Source organism: Streptomyces sp. NPDC000594, from assembly GCF_040299965.1.
GTDB lineage: Bacteria > Actinomycetota > Actinomycetes > Streptomycetales > Streptomycetaceae > Streptomyces.
In genome coordinates this window covers 1-16656 of sequence record NZ_JBEPCY010000010.1, presented here as the reverse complement: position 1 = coordinate 16656, position 16656 = coordinate 1, and the positions used below count along the sequence as shown (strand labels likewise).

Annotated in this window: 14 protein-coding genes; 7 read left to right on the top strand and 7 right to left on the bottom strand. The window is 73.0% G+C overall.

The features are described from left to right. Positions 1 to 17: 17 nt before the first annotated feature. The 4 genes from ABT354_RS16505 to ABT354_RS16490 all read left to right on the top strand — a co-directional run bounded on the left by ABT354_RS16505 (position 18) and on the right by ABT354_RS16490 (position 2907). A complete protein-coding gene (locus tag ABT354_RS16505) occupies positions 18 to 806 on the top strand; it encodes an ABC transporter ATP-binding protein (RefSeq protein ID WP_351494155.1) in 789 nt (262 codons plus the stop codon). Next, positions 793 to 1689 (top strand): ABC transporter permease, encoded by an 897-nt coding sequence (locus ABT354_RS16500; protein ID WP_351494153.1) that lies wholly within the window; start codon positions 793 to 795, stop codon positions 1687 to 1689. Before ABT354_RS16505 ends, ABT354_RS16500 begins: the two co-directional genes overlap by 14 nt. A gap of 88 nt (positions 1690 to 1777) precedes the next feature. After that, positions 1778 to 2563 (top strand): sirohydrochlorin chelatase, encoded by a 786-nt coding sequence (locus tag ABT354_RS16495; protein ID WP_351494151.1) that lies wholly within the window; start codon positions 1778 to 1780, stop codon positions 2561 to 2563. A 152-nt stretch (positions 2564 to 2715) separates the two neighbouring features. Continuing rightward, entirely contained in the window at positions 2716 to 2907 is a 192-nt protein-coding gene (locus tag ABT354_RS16490) for a DUF4236 domain-containing protein (RefSeq protein ID WP_351494149.1), read from the top strand. A 43-nt stretch (positions 2908 to 2950) separates the two neighbouring features. Here the strand turns inward: ABT354_RS16490 and ABT354_RS16485 are convergent, their stop codons facing one another. The 5 genes from ABT354_RS16485 to ABT354_RS16465 form a co-directional block, all read right to left on the bottom strand. Continuing rightward, complete coding sequence (locus ABT354_RS16485; RefSeq protein ID WP_351494147.1) at positions 2951 to 3502, bottom strand: DUF1697 domain-containing protein; 552 nt, start codon at positions 3500 to 3502, stop codon at positions 2951 to 2953. Positions 3503 to 3851: 349 nt separating this feature from the next. Next, positions 3852 to 5063 (bottom strand): macrolide-inactivating glycosyltransferase, encoded by a 1212-nt coding sequence (gene mgt / locus ABT354_RS16480; protein WP_351494145.1) that lies wholly within the window; start codon positions 5061 to 5063, stop codon positions 3852 to 3854. A gap of 53 nt (positions 5064 to 5116) precedes the next feature. Beyond that, positions 5117 to 6490: an ABC transporter substrate-binding protein gene (locus ABT354_RS16475; RefSeq protein WP_351494144.1), complete on the bottom strand. Its 1374-nt coding sequence runs from the start codon at positions 6488 to 6490 to the stop codon at positions 5117 to 5119. Further along, positions 6490 to 7326 (bottom strand): carbohydrate ABC transporter permease, encoded by an 837-nt coding sequence (locus ABT354_RS16470; RefSeq protein ID WP_351494142.1) that lies wholly within the window; start codon positions 7324 to 7326, stop codon positions 6490 to 6492. The genes ABT354_RS16475 and ABT354_RS16470 overlap by 1 nt, the downstream gene beginning before the upstream one ends. Next, positions 7323 to 8276, bottom strand: a complete 954-nt coding sequence (locus tag ABT354_RS16465) for a carbohydrate ABC transporter permease (protein ID WP_351494140.1) — start codon at positions 8274 to 8276, stop codon at positions 7323 to 7325. Before ABT354_RS16465 ends, ABT354_RS16470 begins: the two co-directional genes overlap by 4 nt. 166 nt (positions 8277 to 8442) lie before the next feature. Between ABT354_RS16465 and ABT354_RS16460 the strand changes: the two genes are divergently transcribed. Continuing rightward, a complete protein-coding gene (locus ABT354_RS16460) occupies positions 8443 to 9294 on the top strand; it encodes a phosphotransferase enzyme family protein (protein ID WP_351494138.1) in 852 nt (283 codons plus the stop codon). A 74-nt stretch (positions 9295 to 9368) separates the two neighbouring features. Here the strand turns inward: ABT354_RS16460 and ABT354_RS16455 are convergent, their stop codons facing one another. Next, positions 9369 to 10091 (bottom strand): 3'-5' exonuclease, encoded by a 723-nt coding sequence (locus ABT354_RS16455; RefSeq protein ID WP_351494136.1) that lies wholly within the window; start codon positions 10089 to 10091, stop codon positions 9369 to 9371. 171 nt (positions 10092 to 10262) lie between these two features. Then, positions 10263 to 11495 carry a DUF5919 domain-containing protein gene (locus ABT354_RS16450; RefSeq protein ID WP_351494134.1) on the bottom strand — a complete coding sequence of 411 codons (1233 nt, stop codon included), beginning with the start codon at positions 11493 to 11495 and terminating at the stop codon, positions 10263 to 10265. A 341-nt stretch (positions 11496 to 11836) separates the two neighbouring features. Here ABT354_RS16450 and glgX point away from each other — a divergent pair, with 341 nt between their 5' ends. Together glgX and treY are read left to right on the top strand one after the other, a co-directional pair. Then, positions 11837 to 13954 carry a glycogen debranching protein GlgX gene (glgX, locus tag ABT354_RS16445; protein WP_351494132.1) on the top strand — a complete coding sequence of 706 codons (2118 nt, stop codon included), beginning with the start codon at positions 11837 to 11839 and terminating at the stop codon, positions 13952 to 13954. Positions 13955 to 14100: 146 nt separating this feature from the next. Next, positions 14101 to 16455, top strand: coding sequence for a malto-oligosyltrehalose synthase (gene treY, locus ABT354_RS16440; protein ID WP_351494130.1), 2355 nt, complete (start codon positions 14101 to 14103; stop codon positions 16453 to 16455). The last annotated feature ends 201 nt before the right edge of the window (positions 16456 to 16656 follow it).

Genomic DNA, 16656 nt, shown 5'->3' with positions numbered 1-16656 from the left:
CCCAGGAGGTGACGACCATGGCCACCCTCACCAAGGACCAGGCCGAGGACCGTACGACGGCCGAGCCCGCGGCCCGTATCGAGCATGTCTCGAAGTCCTTCACGGGTCCCGCGGGGGGGCAGCTCGTCCTGGACGACATCAGTCTCGATGTCGCCCCGGGGGAGTTCGTCACCCTCCTGGGGGCGTCGGGCTGCGGAAAGTCCACCCTGCTCAATCTGGTGGCCGGGCTCGACGCCCCCACCGCGGGCACCATCACCACCGCCGGCCGCCCGGCGCTGATGTTCCAGGAGCACGCGCTCTTCCCGTGGCTGACGGCGGGCAAGAACATCGAACTGGCGCTGCGGCTGCGCGGGGTGCCCAAGAACGAACGCCGTCCGGAGGCGGAGCGGCTGCTGGAGCTGGTCCGGCTCGGCGACGCCTACCGCAAGCGGGTGCACGAGCTGTCCGGCGGTATGCGCCAGCGGGTGGCGCTCGCCCGGGCGCTCGCCCAGGACAGCCAGCTGCTGCTGATGGACGAGCCCTTCGCGGCGCTCGACGCCATCACCCGGGATGTGCTCCATGACGAGCTGACCCGGATCTGGCGGGAGACCCGGCTGTCGGTGCTCTTCGTCACCCACAACGTCCGGGAGGCGGTCCGGCTGGCCGAGCGGGTGGTGCTGCTGTCCTCCCGGCCGGGCCGGATCGCCCGCGAGTGGGAGGTCGGCATCGAGCAGCCGCGCCGGATCGAGGACGCCGCGGTGGCCGAACTGTCCATCGAGATCACTGAAGAACTGCGTGGGGAGATCCGCCGACATGGCCAGCACTGACACCGCCAAGGTACGAAAAGGCGAGTCGGACGATCTCGCCGGTCTGGAGGCCGGGCTCGACGCGCTGGAGACGGTGCAGCACCAGCGCACCCCGGTGAGCCAGGTGCTGGTCCAGAAGGTGCTGCCGCCGCTCTCCGCGGTGGCCCTGGTCCTCGCCGTCTGGCAGCTGCTGGTCTGGGCGGAGGTCACCGACCAGGCCAGTCTGCCCGCGCCCTCGGCGGTCTGGGACAGCGTCTCCCGGCTCTGGGTCCAGGGCACCCTGCTGGAGGTCGTCTGGACCAGTGTCTCCCGCGGTCTGCTCGGCTTCCTTCTGGCGCTCGCCATCGGCACCCCGCTGGGGCTGCTGGTCGCCCGGGTGAAGTTCATCCGGGCGGCGCTCGGCCCGATCCTCTCCGGGCTCCAGTCGCTGCCGTCGGTGGCCTGGGTCCCGCCCGCGGTGATCTGGCTGGGGCTGAACAACCAGATGATGTACGCGGTGATCCTCCTGGGCGCGGTGCCCTCCATCGCCAACGGTCTGGTCTCGGGTGTGGACCAGGTACCGCCGCTCTTCCTGCGGGCGGGCCGCACGCTGGGCGCCACCGGGCTCAAGGGCACCTGGTACATCGTGATGCCCGCCGCGCTGCCCGGCTATGTGGCCGGTCTCAAGCAGGGCTGGGCCTTCTCCTGGCGGTCCCTGATGGCGGCCGAGATCATCGCCTCCTCGCCCGATCTGGGGCTGGGCCTCGGACAGTTGCTGGAGAACGGCCGCAACAACTCCGACATGCCCGGGGTGTTCCTGGCGATCCTGCTGATCCTGATCGTCGGTATCGCCATCGATCTGCTGCTCTTCAGCCCGCTGGAGCGCGCGGTGCTGCGGGGACGCGGACTGCTGGTCAAGTCCTGATCCCCGGGCCACCCGCCCGAAGCACCCGCACCACCTGCACTACCCGCACCACCTACCCACTCACCCACGAGCAGAGCTGAGCGGCGTCATGTCCCGTCCCGTCCTTCTGGCCGTCGCCCACGGCAGCCGCGACCCCCGGCACGCGGCCACCGTCCACGCCCTGCTGCGCCGGGCCCGCGCGCTGCGCCCGGGGCAGCGGATGGAGACGGCGTTCCTGGACTTCAACGCGCCGTCGGTGCCCCGGGTGCTGGAGCGGCTCGCCGCCGACGGCGCCGAGGAGGTCATCGCCGTACCGCTGCTGCTGACCCGGGCCTTCCACGCCAAGTCGGACATCCCGCAGGTGCTGCGGGAGGCCGGGGCACGGCTGCCCCGGCTGCGGATCCGGCAGGCGGGAGTGCTCGGGCCGTCGCCCCTGCTGCTCTCGGCGGTGGAGCGGCGGCTGTGGGAGGCGGGACTGAGCCCCGCCGACCGACGCTCGACGGGGCTGGTCCTGGCCTCGGCGGGCTCTTCCGACCCGGAGGCGATCGTGGTGATCGCAGACATGGCGCGGGAGCTGAGGCGCACCGGTTGGTGCACCGTGCGACCCGCGTTCGCCTCCGCCTGCCCCCCGCGCACCGAGGACGTGGTGCGTTCGCTGCGCGGGGACGGCTGTGCCCGGGTGGCGGTGGCCCCGCTGGTCATCGCCCCCGGCCGGCTCCCGGACCGGATCGCCGAGGGGGCGCGGGAGGCCGATGTGCTGGCCGGTGTGCTCGGCCCGGCCCCGGAGCTGGCCCGGCTGCTGCTGCTGCGCTACGACACGGCGGTACGGGACCGCCGCACGGTGGCGCCCGGCCAGGCCACCCGGCTCCCGGGGACGCTCGCGGTCCCCGCCTGACCCTTCCCCTCCCCTTCCTCTCTTTCCCCCTCCCCCGTACACCCCTCGGCTCCTCCGGCGCGCCCGGGGTGCCGGCCGCGGTGACGGAGGTGTGGCCGTACGGTGACACATACCGGGGGTGTACGGGGCACCCTGGAGGAAAGGAGGCCCCCATGCCGTTCCATTACCACAAGCGGATCACCCTGATCCCGAAGATCCTTCATCTGCATGTCGGCCCGCACGGCTGGTCGCTGCGGCTGGGCGGGCGGCGGGCCCATCTGACCCGGGACAGCCATGGCCGGAACGGGGTGGCGGTACGGCTGCCCGGCGGCTTCGTCTGGCGCCGTCGCTCGCGCCGCCGCTGAGACCCGGCCCGGGCCCGGTCGGCCCTCGGTGCGGTCGGCTCCGTCAGTCCTCGGTACGGTCGGCCAGCGCGCGGACGGTGTTCCAGTTACGGGTGGTGGCGACCAGGCCCTTGAGCAGGGCGGGCCGGGCCAGGGTGTCCGCCAGGGCGCTGCGGCCGAGTCCGTCCGGGGCGAGGAGATAGAGCGCCCGGTCGCCGAGGCGGAACTCCTCGGGTGCGAAGCGCGCGGGGTCGACGGCGGCGAAGCGCCCCTCGGTCACCGGGGCGGAGAAATAGGTGACATGGAGCTGCCGGGGCTCCAGCTCCGCCGCCGGGAAGGGGCAGCCGTCCACGACGGCCCGCAGATAGGCGGCATCCCGCACCACACACCCGGCACGGAAGCCGAACCGCCGCTCGACCGCGTCCTCCAAAGCCTGGGCGAGGACGGCCTCATCGGTGGCCCCGGTGGTGAAGAAGGCGTTGCCGCTCTGGAGATGGGTGGCGACCCCGGTGTACCCCAGCCCGGTGAGCAGGTCCCGCAGCTCGGCCATGGGAAGTTTGCGTCGGCCACCGACATTGACCCCGCGCAACAGGGCCGCGTACCGCTTGGTCGTCATGGGGATCAGGGTAAGCAGGCACGATGGGGCGGCTCCACGCCCCGTGGGGGAAGGGCGTGGAGCCACCGGTCCCCGCGGGCGGGGGGTCCCGAGGGGCTGCCCCGACCCTCACCCATCTGACGTGGTCAGATCAAGCAATCCGATCAGGTGTGATTTTTGCAACAAGGTTATGTAATGAAAAATCATCCCTGGTCGAGCAGAACGGACTCCGCTCCCCTCCCGGAACCCCTAACTACCGTGCGGCCAGGGCATGTCGGGCGGATGTCCGGCCGGTGAAGGCCGGGTTTCCGACAGCCCTCGGGCCCGGCTCCCCGAGGGGAAACCGGGCCCGAGGGCACACCCCGCCGGCTCAGCCGGCGGTGGGCGACGGCAGTTCCGCCTCGATCAGATCGGCGGCGTGCAGGGTGCCGCCCTCCCGGGCCATCCCCTCCTGGATCCGGGCCAGCTCCGCCGCGACGGCCGGATCCCCGGTCAGCTCCAGGACCGCGTCGCGCAGCTCCCCCGCCGTCGCGGTGTCGGAGTCCAGCCGCCGGGCCACCCCCAGCGCGACCAGCATGTCCGCATTGCCGAACTGGTCGACGGCCTGCGGGACGGCGATCATCGGGGTCGCGGTGGCCAGCCCCTCCTGGCTGCCGCCCGCTCCCGCATGGGTCACAAAGACATCCGCCTGCCGCAGGATCGACAGCTGGGAGACCCAGCGGTGCACCTCGGCATTGGGCGGGATCTCCCCCAGCTCCTCCGGCGAGACATGCTTGCCCACCTGGAGCACCAGATGCCAGTCGGGCAGACCGGCGAAGGCCTTCAGACACTCCCGGTAGAAGCGGGGCACCTTGGTGAAGGACGAACCGAGCGAGACCAGCGCCACCTTGTCGGCGCCGGGCGGCCGCTGCCACTCCGGCTGCTCCGCACGGGCACCCTGGCATCCGCCGACAAAGGTGAAGACCGACCCGTCGACCCGGTCGGCGTGGGGCTGGAGCGCCCGGGGGATCAGGACCACGCCCCGCCGGGGGCGGCTGGCCAGCCGGTCCGGCTCGATCCCCGCCAGGTCGTTCGCGGCGAGCCACTCACGGAAGCGGGCGTAGTACGCCCGGCCGCGCTCGCTCGCCTTCAGCTCGGCGAACATCGGCTCGGCCACCTCCTCCTCATACCCCTCCCAGGGCACGAGGTTGGGCCAGAGCGAGACGGCGGGGACGCCCCAGCGGTGCGCCAGGACCGGCGCCGGGTACGCGGTGATGTCATGGAGCACCAGATCGGGCTCATCGCCCTCGAACGCCTCGACCAGCTGTGGCAGGACCTGGATCGCGTCCCGCAGGAAGGGCTCGATGTTGTCGATCAGCTCGGTGCCCCAGGCGTCCGGGTCGTCCTCGGTGGGGAGCGTGGATTCATAGATCACCGGCTCGGCCCCGGTGGCGGCGACCCGGTCGGCGAAGGAGGCGGGGATGGCGTAGCTGACCCGGTGGCCACGCGCGACCAGCTCCCGCATGACCTCCAGGCTGGGGTTCACATGGCCGGGGGCGGCGATGGAGAACATGGCGATATGGGCGCGCTGTCGTTCGGTCATGTACCCGAGGTTAACGAGACGAGACGTCTCGTGCAACTTATTTCCCCCGGTGCTCAGCGCTGATAGCGGGCGAGCACCAGATTCCCGTCCTTCACCAGCCGTCTCTCCAGCTCCTCCCGGTCGATCGCGCCGCTGTAGAACTCCTGGTACGAGGGGGTGGCGACCTTGTCCTTCCACTCCGGGTAGCCCCGGACCGAGGGGGCCGGGGCCGTCCGCAGATGCCGGGCGAGCGCCGCGCCGGTGGCCCAGCCGTGCTCGGCGGTGCGCAGCGAGGGGTGGGCCAGGGCGCGGGTGCCGGTCGGCAGCATCCAGTCGCCCCGGGCCAGGCGGACCATGTTCGGGGGGCGGAGCAGGAAGTCGATGAAGCGGGCCGCCTCCTTCTTGAACGGGGTGGCGGCGGCGATCGAGAGGGTCTGCGGGCTCACCCCCTGGAGGGATCCGGCGGGCCCGGCGGGCGGGGGGAGGACCATCCAGTCGAAGCCCTCGGGGGCCTGTTGCGCGATCTGCTGGCGGTAGGAGAAGCCGAGCGGGACCATCGCGTACCGGCCGCCGAAGAAGCCGGGCAGGGCGTCGAAGCCACCGCCGCCGAGGGTGGCGCGGGCGGCGGTGCGGTCATGGACCACCTGGGCGTTGATGGTGTCGGGGACGATCGCGTCCGCGTCGGTGAAGCGGATCCGGGTCTTCCCGCCGGGCTCCCGGTGGAAGAGCCGGCCGCCCGCCGAGAGGCCCAGATTGAGGGTGACGGAGACGGGTTCCCGCAGCGGCCAGGCGACCGCGTACCGCCCCTCGCCCAGGAAGGCGGTCAGCGCGCGGGCGACCCGGCGGAACTCGGGCCAGCTCCAGGGGCGGTCCGGGGTGGGGATCCGGACCCCCGACGCCTTCAGTACCGTCCGGTTGGCGATGATCACCCGGGGTTCCTGGAGGAAGGGGACGCCGTAGACGCCCTCGCCGAAGGTGGTGGTCTCCCAGCTCGCGGCGGGGATGTCGGCGGTGAGCCGGGCGGGGAGCAGTCCCCGCAGATCGGCGAGGTGGCCGCCGTGGGCGAAGTCGGCGAGGTCGTCGGCGGCGTCGTGCACGATGTCGGGCGCCTCGCCGCCCTCGAAGGAGGTGAGCAGCTGGTCGTGAACGCTGTCCCAGCTGCCCTGGACATAGCGGACCTGGACCCGGGGGTTGCGGGCGTTCCACTCCCGTACCAGGGCCCTGGTGGCGTCGACGGACTCCTTCTGCCAGGCGAGGGAGTGGAAGCGGAGTTCGATGGTGCCGTCGGCGCGGCGGCGGTCGTCGTCCCGGGCGCAGCCGGTGAGCAGCAGGGCGAGGACGGCGGCGAGGACCGTGGCGGTACGACGGCTCCGGGTACGGGTGCGGTCGCCGATCCGGATACGGGTACGGGTACGAGGGCGGAGGTGGGGGCGGGGGGCCGGGCGCATCAGCCGCGCACCGCCCCGGCGGCGACCCCGCCGGTGATCCGGCGCTGGATGAGGGCGAAGACCACCAGGGAGGGAAGGGTGGCCAGGAAGGCGGCGGCGGCGAGCGGCCCGAGGTCGGCCACGCCCTCCGCGCCGATGAAGTGGGTGAGCACCACGGGCAGGGTCTGCCGTTCCGGGGACTTGAGCAGGACAAGGGCGAAGAAGAACTCGTTCCAGGCGATGACGAAGGCGAAGAGGGCGGTGGCGGCGATCCCGGGGGCGAGCAGCGGGGCGACCACGCTGAACAGGGTCCGGATCCGGCCCGCGCCGTCGACGGCGGCGGCCTCCTCCAGTTCGCGGGGGACGGTGCGGACATGCCCCATCAGCATCCAGAGCGCGAAGGGGAGCGCCCACACCACATAGACCAGGACCAGTCCGCCGAGGGAGTCGACCAGCCGCAGATTCCGCAGCACCAGGAAGAGCGGGATGATCACCAGGGCGAAGGGGAACGCCTGGCTCACCACCACCCAGCCGGTGGCCGCCGTGGTGAGCCGGGAGCGGCGGCGGGCGAGCACATAGGCCATCGGGGTGGCGATGAGGACACAGATCAGTGCGGCGCCCCCGGCGGCCAGCAGGCTGTTGCCCGCCGCCCGCAGCAGGGGCTGTTCCTCGAAGGCGGTACGGAAGTTGTCGAGGGTGGGGTCGGCGGGGAACCAGGTGGGGCGGAGGGTGGCCAGCTCCCGGGCGGGTTTGAAGGCGAGGGAGACCAGCCAGAGGAAGGGCAGGGCGAGGAAGAGGAGATAGCCGGTGAGGGCGAGGTACTGTCCGGCCCGTACGGCCCGTCGGGTGCGGATCATCGCTCGTCGCCTCCCCTGAGCCGTCCCACGAGAAGGACCGCGAGGGCCACGGAGACCACCGCGACCAGCACACAGCCCATCGCGGCGGCATAGCCGAACTGTCCGTAGCGGAAGGCCTCCTCGTAGGCGAAGAGGGCGGGGAGGCGGGTGCGGCCGCCGGGGCCGCCGCCGGTGAGGACGTACACCAGGGCGAAGGCGTTGAGGTTCCAGATGAGGTTGAGTGCGGTGATCGCGAGGGCGATGGGACGCAGGGCGGGCCAGGTGACGGTGGTGAAGCGGCGCCAGGCGCCGGCACCGTCGAGGGCGGCGGCCTCATGGAGTTCGCGGGAGGTGTTCTGGAGCCCGGCCAGCAGGGCGACGGTGGTCGTGGGCAGCCCGGCCCAGATCCCGACGACGATCACGGCGGGCAGTGCGGTGCCGAGGCCGGTCAGCCAGGTGTGGCCGTCGCCGAGGCCGAGGTCGCGCAGGGTCTCGTTGAGGATGCCCGCGTCGGGGTGGTAGACCAGCCGCCACATGACCGCGACGGCCACCTCGGGCATGGCCCAGGGGATGATCGCGAGGGCGCGGGCCAGCCAGCGCAGCCGTAACTCCTCGTTGAGCAGGAGGGCGAGGCCGAGGGCGAGCAGGAACTGGGGGACGGTGACCCCGACGGCCCAGACCAGGCCGATGCCGAAGGACTCCAGGAAGAGGGTGTCCTGGGTGAGGTCGCGGAAGTTGAGGAGGCCGATCCACTGGGTGGGATCGGTCCGTCCGGCCTGGGCGTCGGTGAAGGCGAGGGAGATGCCGTAGAGCAGCGGGCCGACGCTGAGGAGCAGGATCGGCAGCAGGGCGGGAAGGACCAGGAACCAGGCGCCGTGGTCGAGCGGGCGGGCGCGCCGGCGGGTACGGGAGGGGGGCGGCGCGGTGTCCCGTACGGCGTCGGGGGGAGGTGCCGGGGCGGTCGCTGTCATGGTGTCGACTCCTTGGGGCGGTGTCCCTCCGGTCCGGCAGCCATGGCCACGGTCATCGTGCGGACGGGGGGTCGGGGCGTCAAGGAGGATTCGTCCGGATGGCAGACTTTGGCCTGTTCGCAACGGTCGGCGGGGAAGTCGCGGGATGTCGCGGGAAAGAGGGAGCATGGACGAGGCACGGGCACGGAAGGTGCTGGTGGCGGCGGGGGAACCGGCGGACGCGCCGCTGCTGGCGCTGGGCGAGAACGCGGTCTTCGCCTCGGGTGACACGGTGGTCAAGGTCGGCCGCTCGGCGGAGCTGCTGGCACGGGCCGAGCGCGAGGTCGCGGTGGGGGCGTGGCTGGCCGGGGCGGGGGTCCCGGCGGTGCGGCCCGCCGAGCCGGTGGCCCATTTGGTCGAGGGGCATCCCGTGACCCGCTGGGAGCGGCTGCCCGAGGCCGTGCGCCCGGCCGCGCCGGAGGATCTGGCGGAGCTGCTGCGGCTGGTGCACGCCCTGCCGGCGGCGCCGGTGGAGCTGCCCCGGCGGGAGCTGCTGGGCGGGGTGGAGCGCTGGCTGCGGCTGGCGGGCGACGCGGTGGACCCGGCGGACGCGGCCTATCTGCGGGACCGGCGGGACGGCTTCGCCGAGGCGGCCGGGGCCCTCACCCCCCGGCTGACGCCGGGGCCCATCCATGGGGACGCGCTCACCCGTAATGTCCATATCGGGCCGGACGGGCCGGTCCTGGTGGATCTGGAGACCTTCTCGGCGGATCTGCGGGAGCACGATCTGGTGGTGATGGCCCTGGCCCGGGACCGCTACGGGCTGGCGCCCGAGGCCTATGACGGCTTCACCCGGGTGTACGGCTGGGATGTACGGGAGTGGGAGGGGTGCGGGGTGCTGCGCGGGGCCCGGGAGACGGCGAGCTGTGCGTGGGTCGCGCAGCACGCCCCGGCGAATCCGCGCGCCCGGGAGGAGTTCGCCCGCCGGGTGGCCTCCCTGCGGGAGGACCGGCCCGAGGTCCGCTGGTATCCCTTCTGACCCCGCCTCTTCGGACAGGCCCGGCCGGTGCGGGGCCGACCGCTCCCGGCCCGCGCCGGGCTTGACGCTCCCGGTCAGGCTCCGACGGGAGCGGGCTCGCGCAGCGGCCAGTGGGGGTCCACCACCGCCTCCGTCTCGCCCTTGCGGCGGAGGAACGCCTGGAAGTCCGCCGCCCACTCCGCGTACCACTGGATCTGACGGTCGTGCAGCCGGTCCGGGTCCAGCGCGGCGACGGCGGGGTGCCGCTCGGCGACCGCCCGCGCCACCCGGACCGCCGCGAGGGCGTCCGCGGTGGCCTCGTGCGCGGCGTCCAGCCGCACACCGTACTCGGCGCAGACCGCCTCCAGGGTGCGCTTCCCCCGGCGATAGCGGTCGACCGCGCGGTCGATGGTGTACGGGTCGATCACCGGCCCGGTGGGCCGGCCCCCCAGCCGGTCGCTCAGCGACGGCAGTCCGTACCGGCGCAGCTCGGCGGAGAGCAGCGAGAGGTCGAAGGCGGCGTTGTACGCGACCACGGGGACGCCCCGGGCCCAGTGCCCGCACAGCTCGGCGGCTATCTCATCGGCCACCTCCGGCGCGGGGCGGCCCTCCGCCCCGGCCCGCCGGGTGGTGATGCCGTGGATCGCCGACGCCTCCTCCGGGATCGGGACCCCGGGATCGGCCAGCCAGGTCCGCGCGCGGTCCGGCTCCCCCGCCCGGACCTCGATCACGGCCGCCGTGACGATCCGTGCCTCGCGCGGATCGGTACCCGTCGTCTCCAGATCGAAGCCGATCAGCGGTTCCCCGTGCCAAGCCATCGTGGCCCTCCTCCATGGTGCGTTCCCCCATCGGGTACTCACCCTGCCATGGGCCACTGACAGCCCACCGGAGTACCCCCTGTCACCCGGCTGCCCCGACGGCCCGCACCTCAACCGGGCCGCCGCCGGGACGGGTGCTCCGGAGACCGGGCGCGAGTCGGCCCGGGGTGTTCAGGAGACCGGCCGCGAGTCGGCCCACTCCGACTCGAACTCCTCCCGGTAGGTCTGGAAGAGCCCGTGGTCGGCGTCCCCGCCCGCGCGGACCACGGAGCGCCCCCCGCCCCGCAGCACCAGCACCGGCGCCTCCATCCCGCGCGCCTTGCGGAGATAGGTCTGCACCACGGCGAGCCCGTCCGGCCCGTCGCCGTCCACCAGATAGGCGGTGAAGCGAGGGGTCTCGTCGAAGACATGGATCTCGAAGGCGCCGGGGTCGCGCAGCCGGGCGCGGACCCGCCGCATATGGAGGATGTTCATCTCCACCGTGCGGCTCAGCTCGCCCTTGCGGATGCCCAGCTCCCGCTCGCGCCGCTTGACCGCGCTGCTCGCCGGGTTGAGGAAGAGCAGCCGGACCCGGCAGCCCGACTCGGCGAGATGGACAAGACGCCGTCCGGAGAAGTTCTGGACCAGCAGATTCAGGCCTATGCCGATGGCGTCGAGCCGGCGGGCGCCGCCGAAGAGGTCCTCGGCGGGGAGCTGGCGCTGGAGCCGCACCCGGTCGGGGTGGACCGAGACGACATCCGCGTACCGGTCCCCCACCAGGTCCTCGACCGCGTCCACCGGCAGCCGGTCGGCGGAGGGCACCGAGGCCCCGCCGCTGCCGAGGATGGCGAGCAGCCGGGCCGAGGCCCGTTCCGCCTGGGCGAGGACCGCCTCGTTCAGCGCCCGGTTGCGGGAGACCACATTGCGCGCGACCTCCAGCTCGTCCAGGGCCAGCTCCACATCGCGCCGGTCGTCGAAGTACGGCTCGAAGCAGGGCCAGTGCTGCACCATCAGCTCGCGCAGCTGGGGCAGGGTGAGGAAGGAGAGGACATTGTCGTCGGCGGGGTCCAGCAGATAGCCCTTGCGCCGGGAGACCTCCCGTACCGCGACCGCGCGCTGGACCCACTCCTGGCCCGCCGGGCCCGCCGCGGCCACCACCCAGTCGTCGCCGTGGACCGGCTCGTAGATCGGCCGCAGGACCGCGGCGACCACCGCGCGCAGCCGCTGTTCGACGAGGTTGAGCCAGATGTAGGCGCGTCCGGCGCGCTGGGCGCGGGTGCGCACCTCGCTCCAGGCGTCCTCGTCCCAGTCCAGCTCCGCCCCGATCTCCATCGGCCTGGCGAGGGAGACCGCACCGGGCGGAACGTCACCGGAGTCCCCGTCGTGACCCGTGTCACCGGGGGGCAGCTCCAGCCCTCCGCTCACCCGCGCACCGCCTTCCCGTCCCCCACCCAACGATCAAGGAAGACTACTCCGCGAGCGGCGGCCGACGCAGCAGGATCGGCCGGGTCCGTTCCCAACTCGCGGGCGCCCGTTGCACGTTCCGCCAGGCGGGGTCGTGGGGAGTGAGCTGATTCATAGCGACGGGGGGCACCGCCCTCCTGGGTGGGACGGGACGCACCCCGGGTTGACCGCGTCGTCCACGGCTCGACATGCCGGATCGCGATAGCTTTGCCACGATCGTTTACTTGAGTAACGGTATGCCTGGTATGCCCGTACGAACCGTACGATCCATATGTTCCGTACGAGAAGGGATGAACCCCTCGATGCAGCTCTGGCCGGGACAGGCGTACCCCCTCGGGGCCACCTATGACGGCGTGGGGACCAACTTCGCCGTGTACTCCGAGGCGGCGCGGCGGATCGATCTGTGTCTGCTGCACGACGACGGCTCCGAGTCCCGGGTGGAGCTGCGGGAGACGGACGCCTTTGTCCGGCACGCCTATCTGCCCGGGGTGATGCCGGGTCAGCGGTACGGCTTCCGGGTGCACGGCCCGTACACCCCCGAACGGGGGCAGCGCTGCAACTCCGCCAAACTGCTCCTCGATCCGTACGCACGTGCGATGAGCGGGCGGATCCACTGGGGTGAGTCCCTCTACGGCTATCACTTCGGCCGCCCCGACTCCCGCAACGACCTCGACTCCGCCCCGCACACGATGGCGTCGGTCGTGGTCAACCCGTACTTCGACTGGGGCGACGACCGCTCCCCCCGGACGGAGTACCACCGTACGGTGATCTACGAGGCCCATGTGAAGGGGCTGACGATGCTCCATCCGGAGCTGCCCCCGGAGCTGCGCGGCACCTACGCCGGTCTGGCCCACCCCGCCGTGATCTCCCATCTGACCGAGCTGGGCGTCACCACCCTGGAGCTGATGCCGGTCCATCAGTTCGTCGACGACCACCGGCTGGTGGACGCGGGGCTCGCCAACTACTGGGGGTACAACACCATCGGCTTCTTCGCCCCGCACAACGCCTATGCCTCCTGGGGCGAGCGCGGCGAACAGGTCCTGGAGTTCAAGCACGCGGTACGGGCGCTGCACCAGGCCGGGATCGAGGTGATCCTGGACGTGGTCTACAACCACACCGCCGAGGGGAGCCATCTCGGTCCCACCCTCTCCTTCCGGGGTCTGGACAATGCCTCGTACTACCGGCTCGCCGAGAACCGGCGCCACTACACCGACACCACCGGGACCGGCAACTCCCTGCGGATGAGCAGCCCCCAGGTGCTCCAGCTGGTGATGGACTCGCTGCGGTACTGGGTGACCGAGATGCGGGTGGACGGCTTCCGCTTCGATCTGGCCGCGACCCTGGCCCGGCAGTTCCATGAGGTGGACCGGCTCTCCTCCTTCTTCGACCTGGTCCAGCAGGATCCGGTGGTCAGCCAGGTGAAGCTGATCGCGGAGCCCTGGGACCTGGGCGAGGGCGGCTATCAGGTCGGCAACTTCCCCCCGCTGTGGACCGAATGGAACGGCAAGTACCGGGACACCGTACGGGACATGTGGCGCGGTACACCCCGTACGCTCGCCGAGTTCGGCTCCCGGCTCACCGGCTCCTCCGACCTCTACCAGGACGACGGGCGCCGCCCGCTGGCCTCCATCAACTTCGTGACCTGCCACGACGGCTTCACCCTGCGCGATGTGGTCTCGTACGACCGCAAGCACAACGAGGCCAACGGCGAGGGCGGACGGGACGGCGAGAACCACAACCGCTCCTGGAACTGCGGAGTCGAGGGGGAGACCGACGACCCGGAGGTACGGGAGCTGCGGGACCGGCAGTCCCGCAATCTCCTCGCCACCCTGCTGCTCTCGCAGGGGGTGCCGATGCTCGGCCACGGCGATGAGTTCGGGCGGACCCAGCACGGCAACAACAACGCCTACTGCCAGGACAACCGGATCTCCTGGGTGCGCTGGCCCGAACCCGGGGAGCGCGGCGAGGAGTCGCTCCTGGAGTTCGTCCGGGCGATGGTGTGGCTCCGCCGCGACCACCCCGTCTTCCGGCGGCGGCGCTTCTTCCGGGGGGCACCGGCGGAGGGCGGCCCGGCCGAGCTGACGGACATCGCCTGGTTCACCCCCCGGGGCGGCGCGATGACCCAGCGGGACTGGCAGGCGGCGCGCCCCGGGGCGCTCTCGGTCTTCCTCAACGGGAACGCCATCTCGGAGCCAGGGCCGCGCGGCGAGCGGATCCGGGACGACTCCTTCCTGCTGATGTTCAACGCGGGCGCGGACGATCTCGACTTCGTGGTGCCGGAGGGGGTGGGGAGCCGGTGGCGGACGGTGGTGGACACGGCCCGCCGGGTGGGGGTGCCCCCGGGTGGGGGGCCGGAGGTACGGGCCGGGGAGAAGGTGCCGCTGGCGGGGCGGAGCATGGTGGTGCTCAGCCGCCCCTGAGCCCCGCGCCCCAGGGGGCCGGTGAGAGCCGTGGGAGCCATGGGAACCGTGAGAGTCGTGCGGGAGAGTCGGCAGCGGGCCGATCGGAGCACACCGGGCCCGCCCCGGATGACACGGAACGCGCCCCAGGGGGTACGTACGCCTGCATGACCCCCACGCCCACCGCCACCTACCGGCTCCAGCTCCAGCCCGCGTTCCCGTTCGCCGCCGCCGAGGCGGCCGTACCCCGGCTCGCCTCCCTCGGCGTCTCCCATCTGCATCTCTCCCCGGTCCTGGAGGCGCGGCCCGGATCGGCCCACGGCTATGACGTCACCGACCCCACCCGGGTCCGGGAGGAGCTGGGCGGCGAACGGGGGCTCCGGGCGCTCGCCCGGACCGCGCGCGGCCATGGCCTCGGTCTGGTCCTCGACATCGTGCCCAACCATCTGTACGCCCTCCCCCAGGACACCCCCGCCCTCTGGGAGGTGCTGCGGGACGGGCCCGCCTCGCCGTACGCCCGCTGGTTCGACATCGACTGGGAGGCCGGCGGCGGCCGGGTGCTGCTGCCCCTGCTGGCACGGCCCATCGGCGCGGAGGACCTCTCCGCCGCACGGGTCGAGGGGGAGGTGCTCCACCACGGCGGGCTGCGGCTGCCGCTGCGGCCGTCGACCGCCGCGCTGCCCCTGCCGGAGCTGCTGGACGCCCAGTGGTACCGGCTCGCCTGGTGGCGGCTGGGCCGCACCGAGCTGACCTATCGGAGGTTCTTCACCGTCTCCCAGCTGATCGGGGTACGGGTGGAGGACCCGGAGGTCTTCGACGCCACCCACGCCAAGGTGATCGAGCTGGTCCGGGACGGGGTGGTGGAGGGGCTGCGGGTCGACCACCCCGACGGCCTCGCCGACCCGGAGGGCTATCTGCGGCGGCTGGACGAGGCGGTGGGCGGCGCCTGCTGGACCGTGGTCGAGAAGATCCTCACCGGGGACGAACGGCTGCCGCCGGGCTGGCCGGTGGCCGGGACCACCGGGTACGACGCCCTGCACCGGATCGACGGCCTCTTCACCGACCCGGCCGGGCTCCCGGAGCTGGTCCGCCGCTACCGGGAGTTCACCGGGGCCGCCGGGGACCGGGGCGGCTACTGGGAGGCGACCGTGCGCCGGGCCGCGTACCGCTTCCTCACCCATGACCTCGCCGCCGAGGTGAACACGCTGACCCGGCTCGCCGAACGGGTCTGCGCCGGGGATCTGGCCCTGCGCGACCACGCGCCCTGGGCGCTCACCACCGCCATCCGCGAGCTGCTGGTCCGGGTGCCGGTGTACCGCCCCTACCGGATCGGCGGCGAGGGGGTGCTCACCGTGCCGGCCGCGGCGGGCGCCAAGGGGGCCTTCTCCGTACCGGAGGAGGCGGGCGCCGTGGACGTGGTGCGCGATCTCGCGCTGGGGCGGCTGGGGAGCAGCCCCTCCCGGGACGCCTTCCGGGCGCGGTTCGCCCAGACCGCGGCGGCGCTGCGGGCCAAGTCGGTGGAGGACACCGCCTACTACCGGTACACCCCGCTGCTCTCGGCCAACGAGGTGGGCGGGGATCCGGGGGCGCCCGCCGTGACCCCGGAGGAGTTCCATGCGTACGGGGAGCGGATCGCCCGTGACTGGCCCACCACCGGCACCGTGCTGACCACCCATGACACCAAGCGCAGCGCCGATGTCCGGGCGCGGATCGCGGTGCTCTCCGAGTGCCCCGAACGCTGGGGCGACTTCCTCGCGCGGATCACCGAGGAGTCCGCCCTGGCGGAGGGCGGCAGGGCGCCCGACCCCCATCTCGCCTGGACCGCCTGGCAGACGGCGCTGGGACTCGGCATGCCCTGGGCGGACCGGCTGCGGGGGGCGCTGCTCAAGGGGGCGCGGGAGGCCGCCCTGCACACCGGCTGGGCGGAGCCCGACCCCGGGTACGAGGGCGCCCTCGCCCGCTTCGTCGACGCCGGGCCCGCCGGCCCGCCCCAGCACACCCTGCGGCGGTTCGCCCGCGACCTGGAGGCGGCGGGCCGGACCAACGCCCTGGGCGCCACCCTGCTCCAGCTCACGATGGCGGGTGTGCCGGACATCTACCAGGGCACCGAGAGCGACTGGCGGGCCCTGGTGGACCCGGACAACCGGGCACCGCTGAGCCCGCCGGAGCCGGACGGGAAGACCGCGCTCACCCGGGCGGCACTGCTGCTGCGCCGGGAGCGCCCGGAGGCCTTCGGCGCGTCGGGCACCTATGTCCCGCTGCGCCCGGCGGGCCCCGCGGCCGGGCACTGTGTGGCCTTCTGCCGTACGGGCGAGGTGGTCACGGCGGTCACCCGTCTCTCCCTCGGCCTGCACCGCGCGGGCGGCTGGTCGGACACCACCCTCCCCCTCCCCCCGGGCCCCTGGTCCGACCGCCTCTCCCCCACCCCCCACACCTGGCCGGGCGGCACCCCGGTCCCCCTCCGCGACCTCTTCCGGGACCGGCCGGTGGCCCTGCTGGCCCGTACCCCCGCAAGGGGCTGACACCGGCCGTCGTGGATGGGGCGGTCCCTTCGCTCAGGGATCTTCCGGCGGCGCGTTCCCCAGGGCACACGACCGGGGCCCGGGGCCCCGCGGGGGGCCGGGGGCCGGCCCCCCGCCCGCCGGGGGCGGGGGGCGCCGGGGTTCGGAAGAGCGAACGACTGCACGACAGAGACGAAGTTTGAGCATGGATTATGGTGCTTT

What these genes read in the sequence shown, in the direction of transcription:
- ABT354_RS16505 (WP_351494155.1), top strand. Translation starts at nt 18, where the DNA reads ATGGCCACCCTCACCAAGGACCAGGCCGAGGACCGTACGACGGCCGAG.
- ABT354_RS16500 (WP_351494153.1), top strand. Translation starts at nt 793, where the DNA reads ATGGCCAGCACTGACACCGCCAAGGTACGAAAAGGCGAGTCGGACGAT.
- ABT354_RS16495 (WP_351494151.1), top strand. Translation starts at nt 1,778, where the DNA reads ATGTCCCGTCCCGTCCTTCTGGCCGTCGCCCACGGCAGCCGCGACCCC.
- ABT354_RS16490 (WP_351494149.1), top strand. Translation starts at nt 2,716, where the DNA reads ATGCCGTTCCATTACCACAAGCGGATCACCCTGATCCCGAAGATCCTT.
- ABT354_RS16485 (WP_351494147.1), bottom strand. Translation starts at nt 3,502, where the DNA reads ATGACGACCAAGCGGTACGCGGCCCTGTTGCGCGGGGTCAATGTCGGT.
- mgt (WP_351494145.1), bottom strand. Translation starts at nt 5,063, where the DNA reads ATGACCGAACGACAGCGCGCCCATATCGCCATGTTCTCCATCGCCGCC.
- ABT354_RS16475 (WP_351494144.1), bottom strand. Translation starts at nt 6,490, where the DNA reads ATGCGCCCGGCCCCCCGCCCCCACCTCCGCCCTCGTACCCGTACCCGT.
- ABT354_RS16470 (WP_351494142.1), bottom strand. Translation starts at nt 7,326, where the DNA reads ATGATCCGCACCCGACGGGCCGTACGGGCCGGACAGTACCTCGCCCTC.
- ABT354_RS16465 (WP_351494140.1), bottom strand. Translation starts at nt 8,276, where the DNA reads ATGACAGCGACCGCCCCGGCACCTCCCCCCGACGCCGTACGGGACACC.
- ABT354_RS16460 (WP_351494138.1), top strand. Translation starts at nt 8,443, where the DNA reads ATGGACGAGGCACGGGCACGGAAGGTGCTGGTGGCGGCGGGGGAACCG.
- ABT354_RS16455 (WP_351494136.1), bottom strand. Translation starts at nt 10,091, where the DNA reads ATGGCTTGGCACGGGGAACCGCTGATCGGCTTCGATCTGGAGACGACG.
- glgX (WP_351494132.1), top strand. Translation starts at nt 11,837, where the DNA reads ATGCAGCTCTGGCCGGGACAGGCGTACCCCCTCGGGGCCACCTATGAC.
- treY (WP_351494130.1), top strand. Translation starts at nt 14,101, where the DNA reads ATGACCCCCACGCCCACCGCCACCTACCGGCTCCAGCTCCAGCCCGCG.